Source organism: Streptomyces sp. TP-A0356 (genome assembly GCF_001417775.1).
GTDB lineage: Bacteria > Actinomycetota > Actinomycetes > Streptomycetales > Streptomycetaceae > Streptomyces.
Genome location: NZ_BBZJ01000016.1, coordinates 134,433 through 159,399 on the forward strand (window position 1 = coordinate 134,433; position 24,967 = coordinate 159,399).

General features: G+C 71.3%; 20 protein-coding genes. 7 read left to right on the plus strand and 13 right to left on the minus strand.

Going from position 1 to position 24,967, the window contains the following annotated elements; all coding sequences use genetic code 11:
• Positions 1-39: 39 nt before the first annotated feature.
• Complete coding sequence (locus tag ASC56_RS11420) at positions 40-885, minus strand: polysaccharide deacetylase family protein (protein ID WP_055491202.1); 846 nt, start codon at positions 883-885, stop codon at positions 40-42.
• Positions 886-1,048: 163 nt separating this feature from the next.
• Here ASC56_RS11420 and ASC56_RS11425 point away from each other — a divergent pair, with 163 nt between their 5' ends.
• The 5 genes from ASC56_RS11425 (at position 1,049) to ASC56_RS11445 (ending at position 5,225) form a co-directional block, all read left to right on the plus strand.
• On the plus strand, positions 1,049-1,510 hold the full coding sequence (locus ASC56_RS11425; protein ID WP_055491203.1) for a universal stress protein: 462 nt from the start codon (positions 1,049-1,051) through the stop codon (positions 1,508-1,510).
• 119 nt (positions 1,511-1,629) lie between these two features.
• Positions 1,630-3,054, plus strand: a complete 1,425-nt coding sequence (locus ASC56_RS11430) for an amino acid permease (protein WP_055491204.1) — start codon at positions 1,630-1,632, stop codon at positions 3,052-3,054.
• A 168-nt stretch (positions 3,055-3,222) separates the two neighbouring features.
• The gene (locus ASC56_RS11435; protein WP_055491205.1) at positions 3,223-3,771 is read left to right on the plus strand and encodes a sigma-70 family RNA polymerase sigma factor; all 549 of its coding nucleotides are present in this window, start codon (positions 3,223-3,225) and stop codon (positions 3,769-3,771) included.
• Positions 3,772-3,906: 135 nt separating this feature from the next.
• Complete coding sequence (locus ASC56_RS11440; protein WP_055491206.1) at positions 3,907-4,422, plus strand: hypothetical protein; 516 nt, start codon at positions 3,907-3,909, stop codon at positions 4,420-4,422.
• Positions 4,423-4,565: 143 nt separating this feature from the next.
• Positions 4,566-5,225: an anti-sigma factor gene (locus tag ASC56_RS11445; RefSeq protein WP_055491207.1), complete on the plus strand. Its 660-nt coding sequence runs from the start codon at positions 4,566-4,568 to the stop codon at positions 5,223-5,225.
• A 120-nt stretch (positions 5,226-5,345) separates the two neighbouring features.
• Here ASC56_RS11445 and ASC56_RS11450 read toward each other — a convergent pair whose 3' ends face one another.
• Both ASC56_RS11450 and ASC56_RS11455 read right to left on the minus strand, forming a co-directional pair.
• Positions 5,346-6,206, minus strand: a complete 861-nt coding sequence (locus ASC56_RS11450) for an Fpg/Nei family DNA glycosylase (protein WP_055491496.1) — start codon at positions 6,204-6,206, stop codon at positions 5,346-5,348.
• A gap of 48 nt (positions 6,207-6,254) precedes the next feature.
• Positions 6,255-8,345, minus strand: a complete 2,091-nt coding sequence (locus tag ASC56_RS11455) for a SpoIIE family protein phosphatase (protein ID WP_055491208.1) — start codon at positions 8,343-8,345, stop codon at positions 6,255-6,257.
• Positions 8,346-8,571: 226 nt separating this feature from the next.
• Here ASC56_RS11455 and ASC56_RS11460 point away from each other — a divergent pair, with 226 nt between their 5' ends.
• Positions 8,572-9,996, plus strand: coding sequence for a lipase maturation factor family protein (locus ASC56_RS11460; RefSeq protein WP_055491209.1), 1,425 nt, complete (start codon positions 8,572-8,574; stop codon positions 9,994-9,996).
• On the opposite strand, the gene ASC56_RS11465 is transcribed toward ASC56_RS11460, so the two are convergent.
• The 7 genes from ASC56_RS11465 to ASC56_RS11495 form a co-directional block, all read right to left on the minus strand.
• Positions 9,984-10,823: an amidohydrolase gene (locus tag ASC56_RS11465; protein WP_055491210.1), complete on the minus strand. Its 840-nt coding sequence runs from the start codon at positions 10,821-10,823 to the stop codon at positions 9,984-9,986. The two genes, ASC56_RS11460 and ASC56_RS11465, sit on opposite strands and share 13 nt — an antisense overlap.
• A gap of 106 nt (positions 10,824-10,929) precedes the next feature.
• Positions 10,930-11,916 carry an aldo/keto reductase gene (locus ASC56_RS11470; protein WP_055491211.1) on the minus strand — a complete coding sequence of 329 codons (987 nt, stop codon included), beginning with the start codon at positions 11,914-11,916 and terminating at the stop codon, positions 10,930-10,932.
• Entirely contained in the window at positions 11,913-12,668 is a 756-nt protein-coding gene (locus tag ASC56_RS11475; RefSeq protein ID WP_055491212.1) for an SDR family NAD(P)-dependent oxidoreductase, read from the minus strand. The genes ASC56_RS11470 and ASC56_RS11475 overlap by 4 nt, the downstream gene beginning before the upstream one ends.
• Positions 12,665-14,005 (minus strand): L-fuconate dehydratase, encoded by a 1,341-nt coding sequence (locus tag ASC56_RS11480; protein ID WP_055491497.1) that lies wholly within the window; start codon positions 14,003-14,005, stop codon positions 12,665-12,667. Before ASC56_RS11480 ends, ASC56_RS11475 begins: the two co-directional genes overlap by 4 nt.
• Positions 14,006-14,082: 77 nt before the next feature.
• A complete protein-coding gene (locus ASC56_RS11485; protein WP_055491213.1) occupies positions 14,083-15,108 on the minus strand; it encodes an ABC transporter permease in 1,026 nt (341 codons plus the stop codon).
• The gene (locus ASC56_RS11490; RefSeq protein ID WP_055491214.1) at positions 15,101-16,597 is read right to left on the minus strand and encodes a sugar ABC transporter ATP-binding protein; all 1,497 of its coding nucleotides are present in this window, start codon (positions 16,595-16,597) and stop codon (positions 15,101-15,103) included. The genes ASC56_RS11485 and ASC56_RS11490 overlap by 8 nt, the downstream gene beginning before the upstream one ends.
• Positions 16,594-17,679, minus strand: a complete 1,086-nt coding sequence (locus ASC56_RS11495) for a sugar ABC transporter substrate-binding protein (RefSeq protein ID WP_107309232.1) — start codon at positions 17,677-17,679, stop codon at positions 16,594-16,596. Before ASC56_RS11495 ends, ASC56_RS11490 begins: the two co-directional genes overlap by 4 nt.
• 161 nt (positions 17,680-17,840) lie before the next feature.
• Here ASC56_RS11495 and ASC56_RS11500 point away from each other — a divergent pair, with 161 nt between their 5' ends.
• Positions 17,841-18,578: a FadR/GntR family transcriptional regulator gene (locus tag ASC56_RS11500; RefSeq protein WP_371330055.1), complete on the plus strand. Its 738-nt coding sequence runs from the start codon at positions 17,841-17,843 to the stop codon at positions 18,576-18,578.
• Between the two features lie 36 nt (positions 18,579-18,614).
• Here the strand turns inward: ASC56_RS11500 and ASC56_RS11505 are convergent, their stop codons facing one another.
• The 3 genes from ASC56_RS11505 to ASC56_RS11515 are packed head-to-tail and all read right to left on the minus strand — an operon-like array spanning position 18,615 to position 24,937.
• The gene (locus tag ASC56_RS11505; protein ID WP_055491215.1) at positions 18,615-21,632 is read right to left on the minus strand and encodes a glycoside hydrolase family 38 C-terminal domain-containing protein; all 3,018 of its coding nucleotides are present in this window, start codon (positions 21,630-21,632) and stop codon (positions 18,615-18,617) included.
• A gap of 37 nt (positions 21,633-21,669) precedes the next feature.
• Complete coding sequence (locus tag ASC56_RS11510; RefSeq protein ID WP_055491216.1) at positions 21,670-23,664, minus strand: endo-beta-N-acetylglucosaminidase; 1,995 nt, start codon at positions 23,662-23,664, stop codon at positions 21,670-21,672.
• A gap of 40 nt (positions 23,665-23,704) precedes the next feature.
• Positions 23,705-24,937, minus strand: coding sequence for a glycosyl hydrolase (locus tag ASC56_RS11515; protein WP_199835966.1), 1,233 nt, complete (start codon positions 24,935-24,937; stop codon positions 23,705-23,707).
• Positions 24,938-24,967: the final 30 nt, after the last annotated feature.

Below are 24,967 nucleotides of genomic sequence, written 5' to 3' on the forward strand. Positions count from 1 at the left end.
CGGCGCCGGGACGGCGGGGTCACCGCCCGGCGGGCGCGTTCAGCCGACCCGCCGTCTGGGCACGGTCAGGTGATAGCCGGAGTCCAGCAGGGACGGCAGGTATTGGCGCAGTGCCTCCACGGTCCCCGACCGGTCGCCGCCGGCATCGTGGCAGAGCACGATGACGCCCGGTGCGGCGCCGCCCTCCACGCGGTCGACGATGGTGTCCGTGCCCGGGGCCGTCCAGTCGCGCGAGTCCACCGTCCAGCCGAGCGGCTCCATGCCCAACTCGGCACCGAGCTCGAAGACGTTCCGGTTCCAGGCCCCGTAGGGCGCGCGGAACCACAGAGGGGCCTCACCGTACGCGTCCTCGATGACCGCGCAGGTGCGCACCATCTCGGAACGGATCTGCGACCGGGTCAGCTGGGTGAGCAGCGGGTGGGTCCAGGTGTGGTTGCCGACGATGTGGCCGTCGTCGGCCATCTCGCGCAGCAGGTCCTTGTGGCCGACCGCCATCTCGCCGCAGACGAAGAACACCGCGCGTACGTCGTACGCCCGCAGGGTGCGCAGGATGTCGGGGGTGTATTGGGGGTCGGGACCGTCGTCGAAGGTCAGCGCCATGCTCCTGCCGCGTCCCGACAGGCTCAGGATCGGCTCGTGGCGGACGGCGGTCCGTGCGGGCGTATGCCGCGACGGGCCGTCGCCGGTCAGGGGCTGCAGGCGGTAGACCGACGACTTCACTGGGGTGCGCGCCTGCGGGCCCGCGGCCGCGGCGGCGCTCCGCACCGGCCGGGCCGGGTCGTCGGCGCCGAACAGCCGGGCCGTGCCCACCGCCCCGCCCAGGCCCAGGACCGCCGCGCCGGCGAACAAGGCCCGGCGTCGCGTGAGCAGCTGATCCTCTTTCATGATTCATCAGTCGCTCCGAGGGCGAGCGTCATGTCCGCGCAACACCGGCACGGTGGCGGAAGACCACTCGATGGGACCAGCGGTGGCGAGTCTCCCGAGCCGACGGCACATTCCCCGTGGCCCGTACGGTTGCGGAGCTGCGGCTTCCGATAGCCTCAGGGCCGTGACGGAACAGCACTCGCACCAGTTCGAGCGGGGCACGGACGGGCCCAAGGTCATCGTCGTCGGCGTGGACGGCTCCGACTCCTCGATGCGGGCGGCCGCCTATGCGGGTGGCCTGGCGAGGCGGCAGCGCGCGCTGCTCGCGGTCGTGTACGTGCAGCCGGTCCTGGCGGCGGGAGCGGCGCTCGGGGCGCCGGTGGCCGAGACCACCGACGAGATCGCGGAGGACCTGGTCAAGTACATCCGCGAGGCCGCCGAGCGCGTCAAGGACATATTCGAGGTGCGCTGGGAGTTCCACACCTTCCGGGGCGACCCCTACAACGGCCTGGTCAAGGCGGCCGACGAACTGAAGGCGGACGCGGTCGTGGTGGGCGCCTCCGAACAGGCGGGCCACCGGATCATCGGCTCGGTGGCGATCCGCCTGGTCAAGGCGGGACGCTGGCCGGTGACGGTCGTACCGTAGGCCCCACAGGGGCGGCCCGACACGGAATCGACCCGGGGCATGCCGTCTTCCCCCGCCACCGCGCCTGCGTCATCATGATCCGCCGTCAGCCCATTGCCGACCGCGAAGAGGTGAGGCTCATGGCGAGGCTCAGAATGGGTGAGGGGATTCTCCGGCGCAAATCCCTTGAGCACATCGAGGACACGGAAGTCGCCGAGGGCACCAGGCTCGAACGCTCTCTCGGCCTGTGGCAGCTGACCGCGATCGGTGTCGGCGGGATCATCGGCGCAGGCATCTTCACTCTCGCGGGCACGGTCGCCAACGGTACGGCCGGGCCCGCGGTGGTCGTGTCGTTCCTGATCGCGGGCGTGGCGAGCGCGGCCGCCGCGCTGTCGTACGCCGAGTTCGCGGGCCTCATCCCGAAGGCCGGCTCGGCGTACACGTACGGCTACGCGGTGCTCGGCGAGTGCGCCGGCTGGTTCATCGGCTGGGACCTGCTGCTGGAGTACACGGCGATCGTGGCGGTGGTCGCGATCGGCATCTCCGGCTACTTCGGCTTCCTCGTCGGCGCGATGGGGGCCCATCTGCCGCAGTGGATGCTGGGCGCGCCGGGCACGGGCGCCGGCCATCGGGTCGACCTGTTCGCGGTCGTCCTGTGCCTGCTGATCGCGTACCTGCTGAACCTCGGCATCCGCAACGCGGCCCGCTTCGAGACGTCGGTGGTGGCCCTCAAGATCCTCGTGGTGCTGCTCGTGATCGGCGTCGGCGTCTTCCACGTCGACACCCGCAACTACCACCCCTTCTTCCCGTACGGCCTCAGCGGCGCGTTCACCGGTGCGGCGACCGTCTTCTTCGCGGTCTTCGGCTACGACGCCATGTCGACCGCGGCCGAGGAGTCCAAGGACGCGCAGCGCCATATGCCGAAGGCGATCATCTACTCGCTGGTGATCTCCATGGTGCTGTACGTGGCGGCGTGCCTGGTCCTGACGGGCATGCAGAACTACCGCCGGATCGACAAGGAGAGCGGCTTCTCCAGCGCCTTCAAGGCGGTCGGTCTGAGCGGTCTCGCGGATGTGATCGCGGTCGGCGCCATCGTCGGCATCCTCACCGTGATGTTCACGTTCATGCTGGGCGTGACCCGTGTGTGGTTCTCGATGTCCCGGGACGGACTGCTGCCGGAGTGGTTCGCCAAGACGCATCCGACGCGGCACGTCCCGACGCGCGTGACCTGGATCGCCGGGGTCGCGTCGGCCGTCATCGCGGGGTTCGTGCCGATCGGGCAGGCTGCCGAACTCACCAACATCGGCATCCTGCTCGCGTTCGTCGTGGTGTGCACGGCGGTGATCGTGCTGCGCTACCGGCGGCCGGAGCTGCCGCGCACCTTCCGCACGCCCTGGATGCCGTTCGTACCCGCGCTGGGCGTGGTCTTCTCGATCTGGCTCATCACGTTCCTGCAGTGGCAGACGTGGGTGCGGTTCGCCCTGTGGTTCCTGATCGGTCAGGCCGTGTATTTCGGGTATGCGTACCAGCACTCCGAGTTGGCCAAGGCCCGCACCTCCCGCTGACCGGCCCCGGGCGAGCTCGACCCGTCACCCGGTCGCGACCGCCGGGCCTCGCCCCGGCGGTCGACGCGCCGACCGCTCGCCGCACCGTTCACCGACGAATGCGACCGCCCACCGCACCACCCCGTCCCGGCCCTGTCCCGGCGGGACGAGGCGCGCTGCCATACGCCCATGACGGCCGGAGCCACCACGCCCACCACCGGGACGACCGCCGAGCACGAGCTGGCCGAGCTGCAGCGCGAGCACGGCCGCCCCCTCTTCGCCCTGCTGCTCAGGCTCTGTGACGGCGACCGCCAGCGCGCCGAGGACCTGCTGCAGGAGACGTTCGTACGCGCCTGGCAACACCCCGAAGCGCTCCGCGCGCATGACTTCGACTCCGTGCGCCCCTGGCTGCTCACCGTCGGACGGCGGCTCGCCATCGACGCGCGACGGGCCCGCCAGGCGCGTCCCGCCGAGGTCGGGGACGCCGTGCTGGAGAACGCACGGGTGATCGCCGACCACGCCGAGCGGTCCGCCGCGACGCTCGACGTACGCGAGGCTGTGAAGACACTCACTCCCGAACACAGGGACGTACTGGTGCAGGTGTACTTCCGCGGGGCGAGTGTGGCGGAGGCCGCCGAGGCCCTCGGCATTCCGCCGGGTACGGTGAAGTCTCGCGCGTACTACGCGCTGCGCGCCCTGCGCCGGGTTCTTCCGGGATACGCGGCCGAGCTGCGGTGAAACCGAAGGCCGAGTCAAACCTCCGTAAAGCGCCTTGCTGTGGACCACCGTTGAGCAATCAGCTTGCCTCATCCGTGTTCCGGACTGGGGCCCGGGTTCGGGCGACGCGCACGCACCGGAGGAAGGCAGGAAGGGATGCTGCACAGAGGCCAAGAGAGCACGGACGGCACCGGCGGCGGTGAACTGGCTGTCCCGATGGCGTGGCTGTACGCGGAGTACATCGCGGACGAACTGCTGCGCACCGGCGACCTCATGCCGCCGACGTCCTTCGAATTCCGCGCGGGGCGCGACGCCCTGGCACTGACCATCTTCCTGTCCGACACCGGCGGCGAGCTCTCCGGCATCCGGGTCGTCTCGCAGCTGGAGACCTGGCTTTCGCTGACGGCGTACGACCAGCCGTGGCAGGACTGGGTGCGCGGGCGGATGGCCGAGCTGGCCGCCGAGGCGGTCGAGTCCGGCGGCCCGGCGCCGGACCTGGACCTGGCCTCGGCGGCCTGGCGCTGGCTCGAGGAGACCGAGCTGCTCGCGCCCGACCTGGACGCGGTGCCCGGCGGCGGCGCGGTCGTCGGCGAGGACGACGGCCCCAAGGTCTGGACGCCGGCCTGGCAGCTGGGGCTCCCCCTGGGACATCTGGCCATCCATCTTTTCTGAAGAACGACCAATCCGCCGACCCGACGGCTCCGAATGCCTTGGCCGCGATTCGGTAACGGCCTTGAGTGATTCGGCCGCCCGGTCCGTACCGGTGGGCAACAGCAGCACCACCCCCACCCCGCTCACCGGCATGAGGATTTGCTATGAGGTCCCTGGAACGCCATCGCGACGTCGGCGCCTACGCGCTCGGCGTGCTGGACGAGGCGGAAGCCTTCCGCTTCGAGGACCACCTCATGGAGTGTGCGAGTTGCACGGCACATGTGTCCGAGCTCCGACCGGCCGCCCGGCAGCTGATGCTCTACCGGAGGGCGACCCCGCGGCCCGTGCACCCCTTCGCGGCCCCCGGACCACGCCTGCTGGAGCGGCTGCTCGACGAGGTGACGGCAAAGCACCGCAGCGGGCGCAGGCGGTGGCTGTACGCGGTCGCGGCCGCCGTGGTGTTCGCGGTCGGCGGGCCGGCGGTGGCGGCGATCTCCGGGCAGGGCTCGTCGGGCACGGCGGCGAACGCCATGACCGCCACCGACCCGGACACGGGCGTGTGGGCGCAGCTCACCACGCGGGACCGGATCTGGGGCAGCCAGATCGATGTGACGGTCAAGGACAAGTCCGGACCGCACCCGTGCCGGCTCGTCGCGGTCGGCAAGGACGGCTCCGAGCAGACGGTGACCAGCTGGATGGTGCCGGCGGACGACGGCGAGGCGACCACCCTGCAGGGCGGCTCGGCGCTACGGGCGCAGCAGATCGACCACTTCGAGGTGCGCACCAAGGCCGGGCAGCACCTGGTCACGCTGAAGTCCCGCTGACCCGCCGACGAGGCGGCGCGAGCCCCCTCTCCACTGCCCCGAAGGCCGGCCCTTGAGTCCACCCCCGCCACGTGCAGGCGGCCGGATCCCTGTCACCCAGCCTCGCGCGGTGCCCCCGACCTACTTGAGCAACCGTGACATCCGGCGGTCCGCCAGCGGCTTGCCACCCGTCTGGCAGGTCGGGCAGTACTGCAGCGAGGAGTCACTGAAGGACACCTCGCGGATCGTGTCACCGCACACCGGGCAGGGCTCCCCCGTGCGGCCGTGGACCCGCAGCCCGCTCTTCTTCTCCGCCTTCAGACCTCCGGCCGCCAGACCCCGGGAGCGCCCGACCGCCTCGGTGAGCGTGGCGCGCAGCGCCTCGTACAGGCGGTGTGTCTCCTGCGGCGACAGCGACGTCGCCAGCTTGAACGGGGACATCTTCGCGGCGTGCAGGATCTCGTCGCTGTACGCGTTGCCCACGCCCGCGATCAGGCTCTGGTCGCGCAGCGCGCCCTTGATCTGGCGGCGCTCGCCCGCGAGGAGCCGCGCGAGGCACTGCTCGTCGAAGTCGGCGGCCAGCGGATCCGGGCCCAGCCGGACGACCCCCGGGATCTCCTGCGGATCCCGTACGACGTAGACCGCGAGCCGCTTCTGGGTGCCCGCTTCCGTCAGATCGAAGCCCTCCCCCGTCTCCAGCGCGACCCGCAGGGCGAGGGGGCCCTTCCCGGGGCGGGGCGCGCCGTCGGGCAGGCGGTCCCTCCACTGGAGCCAGCCCGCGCGGGCCAGATGGGTGACGAAGTGCAGTCCGTCGGACTCCAGGTCGAGGAACTTGCCGTACCGCCGCACGGCCGTGACCTCGCGGCCCTCGAAGGCGGTGACGGGAGGGTCGTAGGTCTTCAGGACGCTGATCGCGACGGGCAGCACGCGCACGATCTGCCGGCCGACGAGATGGTCGACCAGGAAGTCCTTGAGCGCTTCGACCTCGGGCAGTTCCGGCATGTGTACCAGAGTGCCACCCGCCACCGACATCGCGACTCGTCGCCGGTGTCAGCCGCGTTGCCCGACCATGAACTCGCACCAGACGACCTTGCCACCGCCGCGCGCCTCCACGCCCCACACGTCCGCGAGCCGGTCGACGAGCAGCAGGCCCCGCCCCGAGACCCCCGACTCGCCCGCTTCCCGGCGGCGGGGCAGCGCGCTGGAGGAGTCCTCGACCTCGACGCGGAGCCTGCGGTCGTGGCCGGTCATGCCGCGGAGGGTGACCACCGCGGAGCCCTCGGTGTGCATGAGGACGTTGGTGATCAGCTCGTCCGCGACCAGCTCGATCTCGTCGGAGCGCTCGCCCGCGCCCCAGGCGCGGACGGCGGCGCGGATCATGTGGCGGGCCGAGATGAGCGCCTCCGGGTCGCCGAGGCCCACATGCTGCTGGAGGCGGCCGCCGGACCGCTGGGCCAGGCTCCGGCGCTGCAGGAGCAGCAGAGCCACGTCGTCGTCACCGCCCCGCTCCTCGGCGACGTCGATCAGCTTGTCGGCGAGGTCGTCCACGTCGTCCGGGCCCGTGCAGACAAGGTCCCGCAGGGTGTGCACGCCCTCGTCGAGGTCGGCTCCGGGCTCTTCGATCAGACCGTCGGTGCACAGCACCAGGGTCTGGCCGGGGTCCAGCTCGACGGTGGTCACCGGGTATTCGATGCGGCCGAACTCCGCGGACAGGCCGAGCGGCAGACCGCCCTCGACGCGCAGCCGCCGGCATTCGCCGTCGGACCGGCGCAGCAGCGGGTCGACGTGTCCGGCGCGGACCAGTTGCACCACTCCGGTGGACAGGTCGGCCTCGGCGTACAGGCAGGTCGCGAAGCGATCGGTGTCGAGTTCCTTGAGGAAGACCGAGGCCCTAGCCATCACGGCGGCGGGCGTGTGCCCCTCGGCGGCGTACGCGCGCAGGACGATCCGCAGCTGTCCCATGACGGCGGCCGCGTGGGGGTCGTGGCCCTGGACGTCGCCGATGACCGCGCCGACGCGGCCGCCCGGGAGCGGTATCAGGTCGTACCAGTCACCGCCGATGTCCAGGCCGAGGGAGCCCCCGGCACCGCCGGCGCGGTAGCGGACGGCGACGTCGGCCCCGGGCACGCTCGGGATCGAGCGCGGCAGCATCGCCTGCTGGAGGCCCTGGGCGAGGTCCTTCTCCTGCTCGTAGAACATGGCGCGCTGCAGGCTCTGCGCGATGCTGCTGCCGAGCGCGACCAGGACGTTGCGCTCCTCGGGGGTGAAGCCGCGCCGGTCGTCGTAGAGCAGGCCCAGGGCACCGATGGGGCGGGCCTGCACGATCAGCGGCAGATAGGCGGCCGAGGTGATGCGCAGATCCGTGAGGTGCGGCCACAGGATCGGATACCTCTCCGCGAACTCCTGGGGGGACTCGATGAACTGCGGGCTGAGCGTGCGCACGGCCTCGCTCATGGGGTACTGCTCGTCGATGCGCGTGACCAGGGTGCCGGGTACGAAACTGCCCTCCGGTCCCTCGGCGACCAGCCGGATGCGGCCGGCCTCCACCAGGCCCATCACGAGGCTGGTCGCACCGAGGTGGGTGAGGCCGTGACTGTGCTTGAGGACGTCGATGACGTCCTGGACGGTACGGGCGTGGGCGAGCGCGGCGGTGGTGATCTGGACGACGTTCGTCTGTCGGCGCAGCGCCTCGTCCTGAGCGGTCTCGACCTGGCCGCTGCGCGCGATGCTGTCGCGCAGTTCCTCGGTCGCGTCACGGACGATGCCGATGATCCGGCGTGGCCGGCCGGTCTCGTCACGCCGGATGTAGCCCTGGGTGTGGATCCACCGCAGGGTGCCGTCACGGCGGCGGGTCCGGATATAGGTGCCGTAGTTCTCGCTGCCGTCCTTGATGGCCTGGGCGACGAGGGTGTCGAGGCGCCGGCCCTCGGGCGACGGGATGCGCATGGTCAGGGTCTCGGGGCGGCCGTCGTATTCCTCGGGGCGCACCTCGAAGATCTCGTGAGCCTGGGCGTCCATGTGCAACAGCCCGGTGTCCAGGTCCCAGTCGAAGCTGCCCATGCGGTTGAGCGCCAGGATCGGATCCGGGTGGGCGGGCCAGTCCTCCGGGAGTGACAGGGCGCTCGCGGCCCGTTCAACCATGGGGCCACCTTGCCAGGGTTTCCGCGAATCTTCGAGTCCTGCCCTCAACGCCTCGGCGGACCGCGGAACGCCCCGGTCGCACGGGCGACGCGTCGCCGCCGCTCGGGGACGGCCGCTGATGGGCTCACGCGGGTCACGCAAGCGGCAGGAGGGTACACGGAGCGTCATGAGCGGGTCGGTCCGAGGCGGGGTACGGGGCGACACTGGAGGGAGAGGAGCGTTCGCCGTGAACTGGTTCGTCGCACCGGAGTACTGGCTGAGCCGGCTGGTCTTCCAGCGGGCCCTGGCCGTCGTGTACCTCTTCGCCTTCCTGACAGCGGCGCTGCAGTTCCGTGCGCTGATGGGGGAACGCGGAATGCTGCCGGTGCCGCGCTACCTCGCCCGGGTGTCCTTCAAACAGGCGCCGAGCGTCTTCCACCTCCACTATTCCGACCGGTTCTTCGCCGTCTGGTCGTGGGCGGGCTGCGCGGTGTCCGTGGCGCTGATCGCCGGGGCCGACTCCCAAGTGCCTCTCTGGGCGGGGATGCTGCTGTGGCTGATCCCGTGGGCGCTGTATCTGTCGATCGTCAACGTCGGCCAGACCTGGTACTCGTTCGGCTGGGAGTCACTGCTGCTGGAGGTCGGCTTCCTGGCCGTCTTCCTGGGCAACGACAGGGTCGCGCCGCCGATCGTGGTGCTGTTCCTGCTGCGCTGGGTCCTGTTCCGTGTGGAGTTCGGGGCCGGGCTGATCAAGATACGCGGGGACGCCTGCTGGCGGAAGCTGACCTGTCTCGACTACCACCATGAGACGCAGCCGATGCCGGGCCCGCTGAGCTGGTTCTTCCACCATCTGCCCAAGCCGCTGCACCGGGTGGAGGTGGCGGCGAACCATGTCACCCAACTGATCATCCCCGTTCTGCTGTTCACCCCGCAGCCGATCGCGACGGCCGCAGCGTCCCTGATGATCCTGACCCAGTTGTGGCTGGTGCTGTCCGGCAACTTCGCCTGGCTGAACTGGATCACGATCGTGCTGGCCCTGTCGGCGGTCGAGTTCCCCACCACGCCCCCGCCGGTGGCGGGGCCGCCGCTGTGGTACGAGGTCGTGGTCCTGGCGGTCGGTGCGGGCCTGGTCGCCCTCAGTTGCCAGCCCGTACGCAACATGATCTCCCGCGGCCAGGTCATGAACCGTTCCTTCGACCCGCTGCACCTCGTCAACACCTACGGCGCGTTCGGCAGCGTCAGCCGGACGCGGTACGAGGTCGTGATCGAGGGCACGGCGGACGACGTGCCGCGGGAGGACTCCGACTGGCGGGAGTACGAGTTCAAGGGCAAACCGGGCGACCCGCGCCGCTGGCCGCGCCAGTACGCCCCGTACCATCTGCGGCTCGACTGGCTGATGTGGTTCGCCGCGCTCTCCCCCGCCTATGCGGCCTCCTGGTTCGGCGGCCTGATCGAGCGCCTCCTGGAGAACGACCGCGACACGCTACGGCTGCTGCGCCGCTCCCCCTTCCCGCCGGACGCCCCACCGCGTTACGTACGGGCCGTCCTGTACCACTACCGGTACACGACGTGGCGCGAACTGCGGCAGACGGGGGCCTGCTGGGACCGGGCATACGTGCGGGAGTACATGCCGCCGACCCGGCTCGCCGCCCCGGTGGCTCAGAGCCGGTAGACCCGGGTGGCGGTGCCCTCGAAGATCTGTCGGCGCTCGTCGTCGCCGAGGTCCTGGGTCAGCGCCGCGGCCGTGTGGGTCACATCGGCGTACGTGGCGGCGACCGTGCAGACCGGCCAGTCGGAGCCGAACATCAGCCGTCCGGGGCCGAAGGCGTCCAGCGCGGTGTCGGCGTAGGGCCGCAGGTCCGCGGTGGTCCACGTCCTCCGGTCGGCCTCCGTCACCATCCCCGACAGCTTGCACACCGTGTTGGGCAGGGCGGCGAGCGCCCTGAGGTCCGAAGCCCAGGGTTCGAGGGCCCCGGAGGCGATGGGCGGCTTGCCCAAGTGGTCCAGGACGAAGGTCAGTTCCGGCAGTGCGGCGGCCGCCCGGACACAGGCCGGCAGCTGGTGGGGCAGCACCACCAGGTCGTAGACGAGGCCGGAGCCGGCGACGGCGGCGAGGCCGCGTTGCACGTCGGGCCGCAGCAGCCAGTCGGGGTCCGGCTCGCTCTGGACCTGGTGCCGGACGCCGCGCAGATACCGGCCGCCGGGCCCCTCCCGCAGCCGGGCGAGCGCGTCGGCGACGTCGGGGCGGGTCAGATCGGTCCAGCCGACGACGGCGGCGATCAGGTCGGTGCCGTCCGCCAGGGCGAGGAACTCGGGGGTCTCCTCGGCCACGGTCACGGTCTGCACCAGCACGGTGCGGTCGATGCCGAGGGCGTGCGCCTCGGGTTCGAGGTCGGCCACGGTGAAGTGGCGTCGCAGCGGCGCGAGTTCGGGGCCCCTGATCCAGTCCTGGTCGCGGACGGCGAGGTCCCACACATGGTGGTGGGCGTCGACGGTCACGGCAGCTCCCACACGACGGACAGGCCGGTGCCCGCGCCCTCGCCGGAGACGTCCGTGCGGTGGGCGGCCTCGTACTCCTCGATGCGGTCGGCGCGGAGGGCGACTCTCATGACGGCTCCTCGGCGGGGACGGGGGCGTGGGCCGGCAGGAGGTCGGCCTCGCTGAGCTCCTGCCAGAATCCGGCCGGTACGGTCGCGGTGAACTGCTCGGCGCAGTCGTGGACTTCGGCCGCCGAACGCGCCCCGATCAGCACGCTCGCCACGGCCGGGTGGGCGGAGCAGAACGCGAGTGCCGCGGCCCGCAGTGTGGTGCCGTGCCGTTCCGCCAGCGCCTTGAGCCGCTGTGCCCGGTCGAGCAGTTCCCGGGCTGCGGTCGCGTAGTTGTAGGTCGCGCCCGGCCGGGGATCGGCCAGCAGCCCGGAGTTGAATGCGCCGCCGATGACGACCGGCACACCGCGCTCGACGGCCGCCGGCAGCAGGTCGATCAGTGCGCGCTGGTCGAGCAGGGTGTAGCGCCCCGCGCACAGCACCACGTCCACATCCGTCTCGCGCACGAACCGGGTGAGCATTTCGGTCTGGTTCATGCCCGCCCCGATCGCGCCCACCACGCCCTCCGAGCGCAGCTTCTCCAGCGCCGGGTAGCCCTCCCGGAAGGCCTGCTCGGCGTGGTCGTCGGGGTCATGGAGGTAGACGACGTCCACGTGGTCGAGACCGAGCCGTTCGAGGCTGGCTTCGAGGCTGCGTCGTACGCCGTCCGCGGTGAAGTCCCAGACGCGGCGGTGGGTGGCGGGTACGGCGAAGCCATGGGCGAGGTCGTCACCGCCCGCGTCCGTCGGCTCCAGCAGGCGGCCCACCTTGGTGGAGACCGTGTACGCGGTGCGCGGGTGCTCGTGCAGGGCGGCGCCGAGGCGGCGTTCGGACAGGCCGAGCCCATAGTGCGGAGCCGTGTCGAAGTAGCGGATTCCGCTCCGCCGGGCGGCCTGGACCGCCTCGTAGGCCTGTTCCTCGCTCACCTCGGTGTAGAGGTTGCCGATCCCGGCGGCGCCGAAGGCCAGTTCGCCGATCTGGACGCCGCTCCTGCCGATCGTGCTCACCGGCCCGCCGGGCGCAGCCGCAGGCCCTGCATCCCCCCGTCCACGGCGAGGGCGCTCCCGGTGGTCGCGCCGGACAGGGGGCTCGCCAAGTAGGCGATGGCGCTCGCGACTTCGGCGGCGGTGACCAGCCGGCCGGTGGGCTGACGGGCCTCCAGCGCGGCACGTTCGGCGACCGGGTCGGGGGCCGCGTCGAGGAGGCGGCCGACCCACGGGGTGTCGACCGTACCGGGGTTGACGCAGTTGACCCGGATGCCTTCGCGCACATGGTCGGCGGCCATGGCCAGGGTGAGCGAGAGGACGGCGCCCTTGCTGGCGCTGTAGAGCGCCCGCTGGGGGAGTCCCGCCGTCGCGGCGATCGAGCACGTGTTCACGATCGCCGCGTGCGCCGAGGCACGCAGGTGTGCCAGGGCCGCCCGGGACGTACGGACCACACCCAGGACGTTGACGTCGAGCACGCGCCGCCACTGCTCGTCGTCGTTGTCCTCGACCGTGCCCTGGGCGCCGACACCGGCGTTGTTGACCAGGACGTCCAGGCCGCCGAGGTCGGTGACGGCGGCGGCCACGGCCGCGCGCACGGACGCGTCGTCGGTGACGTCGGCCCGGTACGCGAGCAGCGGCTTCCGCACCGACGAGGGATCGAGGTCGAGTACGGCCACCCGGGCACCGCGCGCCGCCAGCAGGTCCGCGGTGGCCCGTCCGATGCCGGAGGCCCCGCCGGTCACCAGGGCCGCCAGGCCCTCGAAGTCGCTCATGCCGCATGCCCCTTCCCACGCTTCAGGTCGGCGGCCCAGAAGGTACCGCCGGGGAACGTGAACTGCGCGATGGACTCGGGCCGCATGGCGGCCGAGAAGCCCGGCGTGGTGGGTGCCTCGTAGTGCCCCTGCCGGATCATCACCGGGTCGACGAAGTGCTCGTGCAGATGGTCCACGTATTCGATGACCCGGTCGTCGGTGGTGCCCGAGAGCGCGACGAAGTCGAACATCGACAGGTGCTGGACCAGCTCGCACAGCCCGACCCCACCCGCGTGCGGGCAGACCGGAACACCGAACTTGGCGGCCAGCAGCAGGATCGCGAGGTTCTCGTTGACGCCGCCGACGCGGGCCGCGTCGATCTGGAGGACGTCGATCGCCCCGGCCTGCAGGAGCTGTTTGAAGACGATGCGGTTCTGTACGTGTTCGCCGGTGGCGACCTTCACCGGGGCCACGGCCTCGCGGATCACCGCGTGGCCGAGGACGTCGTCGGGGCTGGTCGGCTCCTCGATCCAGTACGGTTCGAACTCGGCGAGCCGCCTGGTCCAGATGATCGCCTCGTCGACGTTCCAGCGCTGGTTGGCGTCGATGGCCAGGCGGATGTCCGGGCCGACGACGGAGCGGGCGACCCGGCAGCGGCGTACGTCGTCGGCCAGGTCCGCGCCGACCTTCAGCTTGATCTGCCGGAAGCCGTCGGCGACCGCCTGCGCGGCCAGTCGGGAGAGCTTCTCGTCGCTGTAGCCGAGCCAGCCGGCCGAGGTGGTGTAGGCGGGGAATCCCTTCGCCAGCAGCCGGGCCGTGCGCTCCCCGGCTCCGTCCTTGCCGCGCCGCAGCAGCTCCAGCGCCTCATCGGGGGTGAGCGCGTCGGTGATGTAACGGAAGTCGATCTGGCGGACCAGCCACTCCGGGTCGGCTTCGGCGAGCAGCCGCCACAGGGGCGTCCTCGCGCGTTTGGCGGCCAAGTCCCACACGGCGTTGCCGACCGCGCCGATCGCCATGTGCATCACGCCCTTCTCGGGCCCGAGCCAGCGCAGTTGGCTGTCGGCGATCAGGTCGTGGAAGACCGATCCGGGATCGTCGCACACCTCGTCCACGCTCCGCCCGACCACATGTCCGCGCAGTGCCTCGATCGCGGCGACCTGTACCTCGTTGCCCCGCCCGATGGTGAAGGTGAACCCGTGCCCCTCCAGGCCGTCGGCGGCCTCGGTGCGCAGCACGAGGTAGGCGGCCGAGTAGTCGGGGTCCGGGTTCATCGCGTCGGAGCCGTCGAGCTCGCGCGAGGTGGGGAAGCGGATGTCGAAGGTGTCGACCGCGGTGATACGGGCGGCAGTTGGGGACACGAGAGGCCTTTCGGTCCGGGGCACGAGGTCGTACACGAGGTCGTACGTCGTACGGCGCCGTACGAGAACGAGGAAGGTCAGTCCTGGGCACGGCCCGTCGTCACACGCGCGATCATCAGGGCGGCCAGGATGATTCCGCCGTAGATGGCCTGGATCCAGAACGACGGCACCTGGGCGAGGGTGAGCAGGTTCTGTACGACGCCCAGCAGGAGCACGCCGGTCAGGGCGCCGAACATGGTTCCCTTGCCGCCGTCGAGGCCGATGCCTCCTATGACCGCCGCGGCGAACACCGTGAAGATCATGTTGTTGCCCTGGTTGGCGCTGATCGCACCCACGTACCCGGTCTGCATGATCCCGCCGACGGAGGCGAGGCAGCCCGCGACGACGAACACACCGAGCATCACGCGTTCGACGCGGATACCGGCCGCGCGGGCCGCGTCCGCGTTGCCGCCGATCGCGTACAGGGCGCGGCCGACGCGGTGGTGGCGCAGGACGAGACCGGCGACGGCGAAGGCGACCGCAGCCAGCCACACGGACAGCGGGACGCGCAGGAAGGTCGTCGTGGCCAGGGTGAAGAAGGCGTCGGGCATCCCGAACAGCGTCTTGCCCTTGGTCGCGCCGACCAGCAGACCGCGCAGGACGATCAGCATCGCGAGGGTGACGATGAAGGCGTTGAGCCTGAACTTCACCACGAGGACGCCGTTGAAGGCGCCGATCGCCGCGCCGACGAGGAGGATCGCGACCAGCGCGAGCACGGTGGGCAGTCCGGTGCCCCAGCCGGACTGGGCGGCGGGCAGGACGAGCAGGGCGCCCACGGCCGGTGCGATACCGACCACGGACTCCAGTGACAGGTCGAACTTGCCGGTGATCAGGACGAGTGACTCGGCGAGCACGACCATCGCGAGGGCGGCGGAGGCGCCCAGGATGGAGATGATGTTGCGCTCGGTGAGGAACGAGTCGTTGACGAACGCCCCCAGCACCATCAGCAGCAACAGGGCGGGGACCAGGGCCAGTTCGCGCGCCCGGCGGAGCAGGACGGCCTTGGCCGAGCGGGCGGCGGGGACCGGTAGGGGCGTGAGCGGCGGGGCCTTGATGTCAGCCATGGTCCACTCCTTCGATGGAGGCGATCAGCTCGTGGTCGTGCCAGCCCGCCGGGTGCTCGGCGACGATCCGGCCGTGGAAGAGGACGAGGACGCGGTCGCAACGCCGCAGATCGTCGAGCTCGTCGGAGACGACGAGCACCGCGGTGCCGTCCTCGCGTGCGCTGTCCATCCGGGCCAGCAGCGACTCCTTGGACTTCACGTCGACGCCCGCGGTGGGGTTGATCAGGACGAGCAGACGCGGGTCCGAGGCCAGGGCGCGGGCCATGACGACCTTCTGCGCATTGCCACCGGAGAGGTCCGAGACGGGCTGGTCGGGGCCTTCGGCGTGGATGTCGAGCCGCTGGATCAGGTCGGTGGCGAAGCCGCGTCTGCGCCGGGTGCCGACGAACCCGTACCGGCCGAGGCGGCCCAGGACGCTCAGGGTGGCGTTGTCGCCGACGGTCATTGCGGCCACGAGCCCCTGTTCATGGCGGTCGCGGGGGACGCATCCGACGCCCGCCCCGAGCGCGGCCTGGACGTCTCCGAACGGCAGCGGCCTGCCGTCGAGCCGGGCCGTCCCGCCGGTCGGGGTGCGCAGTCCGGCCAGGGCCTCGGCGAGTTCGGTCTTCCCGCTGCCGCTGGAGCCGGCGAGCCCGACGACCTCACCGTGGCGGACGGTGAGGTGGATGTCCTCGTACGACTCCGAGGTGAGCCCCCGCGCTTCGAGGGCGACCGGCGCGTCCTCGGGGACCGAGTCCCGGGCGGTCGCCGCGCGCTCGGCGACGACCTCCCCGGCCATGGCCTGCACCAGGGCCGCACGCGGGAGGTCGGCGACCGGGGCGGTGGTGATCCAGCGGGCGTCGCGCAGGACCGTGACGGTCTGGCAGACCTCGTAGACCTCCTGGAGGTGGTGCGAGATGAACAGGAAGGTGACGCCGGAGTCCTGCAGGGCGCGCATCCGGGTGAAGAGGCGCTCGATCTCGCGGTTGTCGAGCTGGGCGGTCGGCTCGTCGAGGACGATGAAGCGGGCGCCGAAGCTGAGCGCCCGGGCGATCTCCACCATCTGGCGGTCCTCGACCTTGAGGTCGGCGGTGCGCGCCTCGGGGTCGACATGCACGTCCCAGGTGCCGAGGACCTCGGCCGCCTCCGCCCGCAGCCTGCGCCAGCTGATGAGGCCGCCGCGCCCGGTCGGCTGCCGGTTGATGAGAAGGTTCTCGGCGACCGTCAGCTCGGGTACGACGGTGGGCTTCTGGTAGACGCAGGCGACCTTGCGACGCCAGGCGTCGCGGTCGGCGAGCGGGGGCGCGGGCTCGCCGTCGAAGCGGACCGTGCCCTCGTCCGGGGCCTGGAGGCCGGTGAGGACGTTGACGAGGGTCGACTTGCCGGCGCCGTTGCGGCCGACGAGGGCGTGGGACTCACCGGGCAGCACGGTGAGACGGCCGTCCTGGAGGGCGACGGTGGGGCCGTACCGCTTGACGATGCCCCGCGCCTGGACCAGTGGAGTGCTCATTTGACCGTGTTGCCCCAGAGCTTGGGGTCGTCGACGTTGTCCTTGGTGACCAGCGGGGCGGGCAGCTGGTCCTCCAGGATGCCGCTGGGCAGCTTGACGATCTCGGAGTCGTGGTCGGTGGGACCCGGCTTGAACGTCCTGCCCTGCATCGCGGCCTTGATGTAGTACATGCCGTACTTGGCGTAGGCGTCCGCGGGCTGTGAGACGGTGGCGTCGATCTCGCCCTTGCGGATGGCGTCGAACTCCTGCGGTATGCCGTCGTTGGAGACGATGACGATGTGGTTCTTGTGGCCCGCCGTCTTGAGCATGTTCTTGGACTTGAGGGTCTGCAGAGCGGGCGCGAGATAGACACCGCCGGCCTGCAGGTAGATGCCCTTGATGTCGGGATCGGCGTTCAGGAGCGTGTCGAGCTTGGAGGCCGCGGTGTCGGACTCCCACTTGGCGGGGATCTCCAGGACCTGCAGCTTCGGGTACTTCTTCCTGACGCAGGAGCGGAAGGCTGCCGAGCGGTCCCGGCCGTTGACGGAGGCCAGGTCTCCCATGATCTGCACGACCTTGCCTGCGGTGATGTGCTGACCGAGGTAGTCGCACGCCTTCTCGCCGTAGGCGACGTTGTTGGCGCGGACGACCATCGCGACCTTGCCCTTGTCGGGTGCCACGTCGACGGCGACCACGGGGACGCCCTTGCGTTCGGCCTGGTCGAGCCCGGCCTGGATGGCGGCACTGTCCAGCGGCGCGACGACCAGGCCCTGCACGCCCTGGTTGAGTTCGTTGTTGATGTCGGTGATCTGCTGCGAGGGGTCGCTGTTGGAGTTGACGGTCTTGAGGGCGTCGACGCCCTCGGTCTTCGCCATCCTGGGCACGTAGTCGTTGTACGACTGCCAGAACGGCGAGGTCAGCAGGGGCAGGATCACTCCCACCTTTCCGGTACCGCCGCCGTCGGCGCTCGACGCGCCGGTGTCCTTGGTGCTGCCGCAGGCCGTGAGCGCCAGGGTGCCGCAGGCGGCCGCAGCCGTCGCACGCACCGCCCACGAGGAGATTCGCCTGCCTTGCCGTCCGTTCCGCGCTGTCCTGCCGGCCATCTGTCGGCTCCTCATCGAGCGTGTCGAGCAGTTGCCCGCATACTTATCAGACCACTCAACTCGCACAACACCCTTCGGCGCCGCATTTCCGCGCTATCCAGCCGTAGTGGTCGGACCACATTCGTGGCTAGACTGCGGCGCACGGCGACAGGAGGAGTGGCGTGGACGAGATCCCGACCGCGGAGTGGGAGACGGAGATCGCCGCGGACACCCCACAGAAGGGCACCGTGACCCAGCGCGCCATCGAGCGGATCAAGGCGCTGATCACAGAGGGCCGGCTGGAGCCCGGTCAGCGCCTGCCGACGGAACGCGATCTCGCCGCCCAGCTGGGGATCTCGCGCAGCTCGATGCGGGAGGCCATCCGGGCGCTCACGGTCCTGGGTGTGCTGGAGGCCCGGCACGGTTCGGGCATCTATGTCACCCAACTGGAGGCGGGCGACCTGCTGGAGACGTTCGGCGTGGTGGCGGACCTCTCGCGCGGACCGCGCCTGGTCGAGCTGCTGGAGGTCCGCCGCATCCTGGAGTCGACGGCGACCGCGCTCGCGGCCGCCCGCATCACGGACGACCAACTGGCCGAGGTGGGCAAGCACCTGACGGCGATGAACGCGACCGACGATCCGGAGGAGATCCTCGCTCACGACCTCGCCTTCCACCGCGAGATCGCGGCCGCCGCGGGCAACGAGACGATGGCGGCGATCCTGGAGGGCCTGTCCTCACGCACGTTCCGCGCCCGCGTCTGGCGCGGCTACCAGGAGGAGGGCGCCTTCGCCCGCACCCGCCGCGAACACACGGCGATCCACCGCGCCCTGGCCGCCCGCGATCCGGAGGCCGCACGGGCGGCTGCCGCCGCGCATGTGGGAGAGGTGGAGGAGTGGCTGCGCACCCAGCTGGGGCGCTAGTCAGCACCGGATGGCCACGCCTCCACCGAGGAGAGGTCAGGCCCTCCTGAGCCGCAGCGTCACCAGTTCGAACGGCCGCAGTCGCAGGGTGATCCGGTTGCCGGCGCGCCCGGGGGCCGCCGCGTTCGCGAGCGGGCGTTCCAGCAGGTCCGTCGCCGTCACCTCCGCGACGTCGAAGTCCGCCGTGAGCGTGGCCCCCGTACGGCCGCCCCGGGACTCGTGGAAGCGTACGACCACGTCACCGCTGCCGTCGTCGGCCAGCTTCACCGCTGTCAGCACCACGGCGTCCTCCGCCACGCTCACCAGCGGCGTCACCGCTCCGGCGCCGGTCAGCCGCCGCTGCGGGATGTTGACCCGCCAGCCCTCGCGCACCGCGTCCCCGATGCCGGCGCCCGGCACCAGCGCGTGCCGGAAGCGGTGGATGCCCTGATCGGTCTCCGGGTCCGGGAAACGCGGGGCGCGCAGGAGGGAGACGCGGACGGTGGTGGTCGTACCGGAGTCCGTCTCCCGTACCGTCCGTGTGACGTCGTGGCCGTACGTCGAGTCGTTCACCAACGCCACTCCCCAGCCGGGCTCCGCCAGGTGCACGAAACGGTGGTTGCAGGCCTCGAACTTCGCCGCCTCCCAGGAGGTGTTGGTGTGCGTCGGCCGGTGGAAGTGCCCGAACTGCGTTTCGGACGCGTACCGTTCGGCGTGTACGTCGAGTGGGAACGCCAGCTTCAGGAACTTCTCCGTCTCGTGCCAGTCGACCTCCGTGTCGATCTCCAGCCGCCGCTCCCCCGGCGCCAGCGCCAGCACCTGGGTGACGTGCGACGCGCCGAAGGACCGTACGATCCGGACCGACACGCCGTCCTGACCGGGCGCGATCTCCTCCACGTCCACCAGGTCGGTGACCGTGTTCCGGTAGAACGCGTCCACGTCCCACGCGTCCCACATGTTCGGGAAGTCGGGGTGGAGCTGCAGCAGGTTCGCGGCGCGACCCGGTGCGATCGTCTCCCGGTCGGCCTCGATGTCGTACGCCGACACGACCAGTCCCCGTGCGTCGATCTCCACCCGCAGCAGCCCGTTGTGCAGCACGAAGCCGCCGTCGGTCTCCGACGTCAGTGACACCTCGCCCGCGACGAGCGGGGTACCGGCGCCGCCCGCCGGGACACCGTCGCGGGTGTGCGGCGCCGCGTTGAACACCAGCGGGACGGCTCCCTCCCCGGCCAGCGACCGCTGCGCGGCGTCGATGATCCCGTTCAGCTCTCCCGCGATCCGCTCGTACGTCGCCCGTGCCTCCCGGTGCACCCAGGCGATCGACGAGCCGGGCAGGATGTCATGGAACTGGTGGAGGAGCACCGTCTTCCAGATGCGGTCCAGCTCCTCGTAGGGGTACGAGAACCCGCACCGCACGGCTGCCGTGGCGGCCCACAACTCAGCCTCGCGCAGCAGGTGTTCACTGCGCCGGTTGCCCTGCTTGGTCTTCGCCTGGCTCGTCAGCGTGGCGCGGTGCAGCTCCAGATACAGCTCACCCACCCACACCGGCGGGTGGGGGTACTCCTCCTGCGCCTTCCCGAAGAACTCCCCCGGTCGTTCCCACACCACCGTCGCCGAGCCTTCGAGGTCGCGCAGCCGCGCCGCCTTCGCGACCATCTCCCGCGTCGTGCCGCCGCCACCGTCGCCCCAGCCGGTCGGCGCCAGGGAGTGCCGGGCCACCCCCTTGTCCTTGAAGTTGCGTGCGGCGTGGGCGATCTCGCTGCCCCTCATGGAGCAGTTGTAGGTGTCGACGGGCGGGAAGTGGGTGAAGATCCGGGTCCCGTCGATGCCCTCCCACAGGAAGGTGTGGTGGGGGAAGCTGTTCGTCTGCGACCACGAGATCTTCTGCGTCAGCAGCCATTTGGAGCCCGCCGCCTTGATGATCTGCGGCAGTCCGGCGGCGAAGCCGAACGTGTCCGGAAGCCACGCCTCGTCGTTCTCGATGCCGAACTCGTCCAGGAAGAACCGCTTGCCGTGCACGAACTGACGGGCCATCGCCTCCGAGCCCGGCATGTTGGTGTCCGACTCGACCCACATACCGCCCGCGGGCACGAACCGGCCGTCGGCGACCGCCTTCTTCACCCGTGCCCACACCTCGGGCCGGTGCTCCTTCACCCACGCCCACTGCTGCGCCTGCGACATGGCGAACACGAACTCCGGCTCGTCCTCGATGAGCGCGGTCATGTTGGCCGTCGTACGGGCCACCTTGCGCACCGTCTCACGGAGCGGCCACAGCCACGCCGAGTCGATGTGGGCATGCCCGACGGCGCTGATGCGATGGGCGGAGGGGGCCGCGGGCGCCGCCAGGACCTCGGCCAGCTGCGAACGCGCCCGTCCGGCGGACCCGTTCACATCCTGGAGATCGACCGCGTCCAGCGACCGCTCCACCGCACGCAGGATGTCCCAGCGCCGCGCCGACTCCACCGGCAGCTCGGCCATCAGCTCACCGAGCACCTCCAGGTCGAGGACGAGCTGCCACACGGTCTCGTCGAAGACCGCGAGGTCCATGCGTTGCAGTGTGTACTGCGGCTCGCTGCCCGCCGTCTCCTTGTCGCCCAACCGGGTGGGCACGAAGGGGTGGTAGTCCAGGATGACCGGGTTGGACGCCGCCTCGATGCGCAGCTCGACCTGCTCGCCGCCCTCGACGGGCGAGCCGATCCGCACCCACTGGTTGCGCGGGTTGAGTCCCTTCACCGGGGTGCCGTCGGGGCGGTAGACGAGACCTTCGCACTGGAAGCCGGGCATGTTCTCGTCGAAGCCGAGGTCGAGCAGGGCCTCGACGGTCCTCCCGGCCCAGGCCTCGGGCACCGTCCCCGTCACCCGGAACCAGCTGGTGCCCCACGGGGCGCCCCAGCGGGTGCCCACCGCGACCGGTTCGACGGGGGCCGCCAGGCCCTCGGCGACCGGCACGGGCTCGCCGGGCGCGTGCCACACCGCCACCTCCAGGGGAACGGACTCGGGGTACACGGCCGGGCGGAGGCGCTCGTCGAGGACGCGCTTGAGGCGGGCTTCGACCAGGGTGCGGTCGTCATGCATGGGGTGCTCCGTGGGTGAGGGTGCGGGATGCCGGGTGTCACCAGCGGTGGGTGGTCGTGGCGGGAGTCGAGACGTTGTAGAGCTCCCCGACCGCGCGCAGTTCGAACCGTGCGGTGCTCTCCCCCTGCTCGGCGGCGAGTCCGCCGACGTAGAAGGCGTGCTGGCAGGTGCCGCCGAGGAAGCGGCGCGTGCCGTCGGGCAGGATCCGGTGCAGCTCGTAGTGGCGGACGGGGCCGGGTGCGGGCTGCCACGCGAAGCGCATGGTGCCGCCGTCGGCGTCGGTGACGCGCAGATCGGTGGGGGCGGCCGGGCTGCTCGCCGCGTCCCGCACCGCGAGTCCGCCCAGCCGCCAGCGCATCCGGCCGCCGCCCGTGAGGCGCACCGCCAGCGTGCGCACCGTGCCCGACAGGCCGTCCAGTGGCACGGTCGTGGTCCGCCAGCCGGCTCCGGTGGCGACCGGGACATAGGTGTACGGGGGTGCCTGGCCGGGCCTGCCCGGCTCGGCGGTGGCGACCGCCAGCTCGACCCGTACGTCGCCCGCGTCCACCCGATGCGTCAGCTCGACGACCGTCCGGGGGCCGAGCGGCAACCGGGTGGCGTACAGGTCGAGCGTGGTGGGCGCGTCGAGAGTGCCGGAGACCAGCAGACTGCTGCCGCCGCGCCAGGCGTCCGCGAAGTCGAAGGCGACGGTGGGGCGCGTGCCGCTGGTGCGGACGACCCAGCGGCGCGATGGCAGCCGGTCCTGCAGGCCGAGGTGGTTCCATGCGGTGTCCGAGGTGATCTCGCCGTCCTCGTACCACCTCAGTCCGTGCCCGGTGTTGAAGACGGTCGCGAACGGCAGTGCGGCGACGGTCGAGCGGTCGGCGACCGACACCGCGGGGGCGCGCCAGCCGGCCGTGGTGTCGGGCCGTGACGGGTCGAGCGACGCGCCGGTCCAGAAGAGGTCGTCTGCCGTGTGGAAGTCGCCGGGCGTACGGCTCGCGGGCAGGTGGTTGCGGGTCCACTCCGGCCGGTAGAAGCCGATGGACGTGATGTGCGCGGAGGCGGTGGGCACGATCGCGTCCCAGTTCACCGCGGAGCCGGTACCGTTCGACTCGACGTCGACGCCCGCCCACAACTCGTAGGGGTCGCGTCCGAGTTGCCCGGCCAGCTTCCCGGAGGAGACCAGCGAACTCCCCGACCAGCGGAAGTCGACGAACATGGCGTCCGCGGCCTGGAAGAACGCCTGGTTCCGGCCGTCGAGCGCGCCCTGCCAGGCGACCGTGCCGTTCACGGTCATCGCGTCGTACCAGGTGACACGCAGCCCCTTCGCCTTGCTGAGCGCCTTCAGCTCCTTCATGAAGCCGCGCATGTCGGCGCCGAGGGTGCTGTTGCCGCCGCCGGTCTCGGCGTTGACGAACCAGCCGTCGAAGCCGTACGCCGCCGCGACGGCGACGAGTTGCGCGGCGAGCGGGTAGTGCCCGGCGCTGTCCTTCCGGACCAGGTCGCGGGTCCACCGGAGCTGTCCCCCGTAGGCGACGGGCGGCAGGAAGATGTTGCCGAGGACGGGGACGCCGTGGCGGTGGGCGGCGTCGACGATCGGAGCGTTGGGCGCGAGGATCAGGCCCTCGCCCGCGGAGCCGCCCCAGAAGACCAGCTCGTCGAGGTACGCCCAGTGGGTGAGGGCGTAGTAGTCGGCGGTGGGCGCGCCCTGGGAGGGGTTGCCCGAGGTGGGCCCGAAGGAGACCAGCGACTGGATGCGGGCCTGGCCGGAGCGGGCCGTCGTGTTCGCCGGGGTGGGGGTGAAGCGGGCGGCGAGGGGCACGGAGGCGGCGTTGAAGGGCAGGTCCGGGTCGGTGGCGGCGCTCCAGGCCGTCAGGCTGCGCCAGGTGATCCCGGCGCCCGGCGTGCCGGAGGGCAGGGAGTCGGGGTACCAGTAGGAGGCGTACGGCTGGAGGTCACGGGTGGCCGCCGAGGTGGCGGTCGCGGGCAGCGCGGGGGTGAGGGCGGCCGCGGCTCCGGCCAGGAGGACCGTGCGTCTGCTGAGGTTCACTGTGCGCTCCGTTTCGTCGGGGGGACGGTGTGGGGACGGGCTACTCGGTGACCTGGTCAGGGGTGACGACGTCGGTGATGCCACGGGCCGCGAGATGGTCCTGGTCGTCGGCGCGGCTCGCGAGAACGGTGGTGGGCCGGGCCCCGTCGGCGGTCAGCCGGGCGAAGGCCTCGAAGACGGGGCCGCCGGGGGCGCAGACGGAGCGGCCGGCCGTGGTGTCGACGACCAGCGCGGTGGTGCGGGGGGCGGGCTGGTACGGCCGCCGTTCCCCGATGAACCGGGCGAGGGTCCGGGCGGCGTCCTTGGGCCGCCGGTCGTTGCTGAACAGCCCGAGCGCGTATTCGAGTTCGGGGAAGTCGGCGAGGTCCCGGCTGACGTCGTGGGAGCACCACCAGGTGACGCCCCAGACGTCCGTGCAGTCCAGGGCATGGGCGACGGTCGCCTCGGTGAAGGCGGCCGCGTGCTCGGCGGGGATCAGGGGGGCGGGGGCACCGACCTCCTGGAGCCAGACCGGGCGGTGCGGGTCGTCCGCCCAGGCCTTGGACAGTTCGATGAGGTACGCGGCGTGGTGCTCGGTGGCGGTGCCGGTGCGGCCGTGGCGCTGGGCGGTGCCGTTGAACACCCAGGAGTGCACCGCGGTGACGTCCCCCAGGCGGGCCGAGTGCTCGGGCGTGAAGGGCTGGTCGTTCTGGAACCAGGCGGCGTCGTAAGAGGCGTGCAGATGCAGCTTGCCGGGAGCGCCCTCGGCGCAGGCGGCGAGCAGCCGGGCGAGCCACCGCTCGGCCTGTCCCGATGTGATGCGGTCGGGATCCGGATGCGGCCCGGCGGCGAACTGGTTGACCTCGTTGCCGATGGTCATGCCGATGAAGTTCGGCCGGTCGGCGAGGGCGGCGGCAAGGGTGCGCAGGTACTCGGCCTCCCCCTCGACGACCTCCGGATCGGTGAAGATGTTGCGCCGGTGCCAGGTCCGCGTCCACGCGGGCAGGAAGTCGAAGCTCGACAAGTGCCCTTGAAGGCCGTCCACGTTGACGTCGAGGCCCCGCTCGGCCGCCGCGTCGGCGAGCGCGACGAGCTGCTCCACCGCGCGTGGGCGGATCAGTGTGCGGTTGGGCTGGAAGTACGGCCACAGCGGGAAGACCCGGATGTGGTCGAGGCCCAGTACGGCGATCGAGTCGAGGTCGGCGCGTACGGAGTCGAGGTCGAAGTCGAGCCAGTGGTGGAACCACCCCTCACTCGGGGTGTAGTTGACGCCGAAGCGCACGTCAGAAGGCATACGGGGTTCCTTTGCGTTCCTTCGAACGGT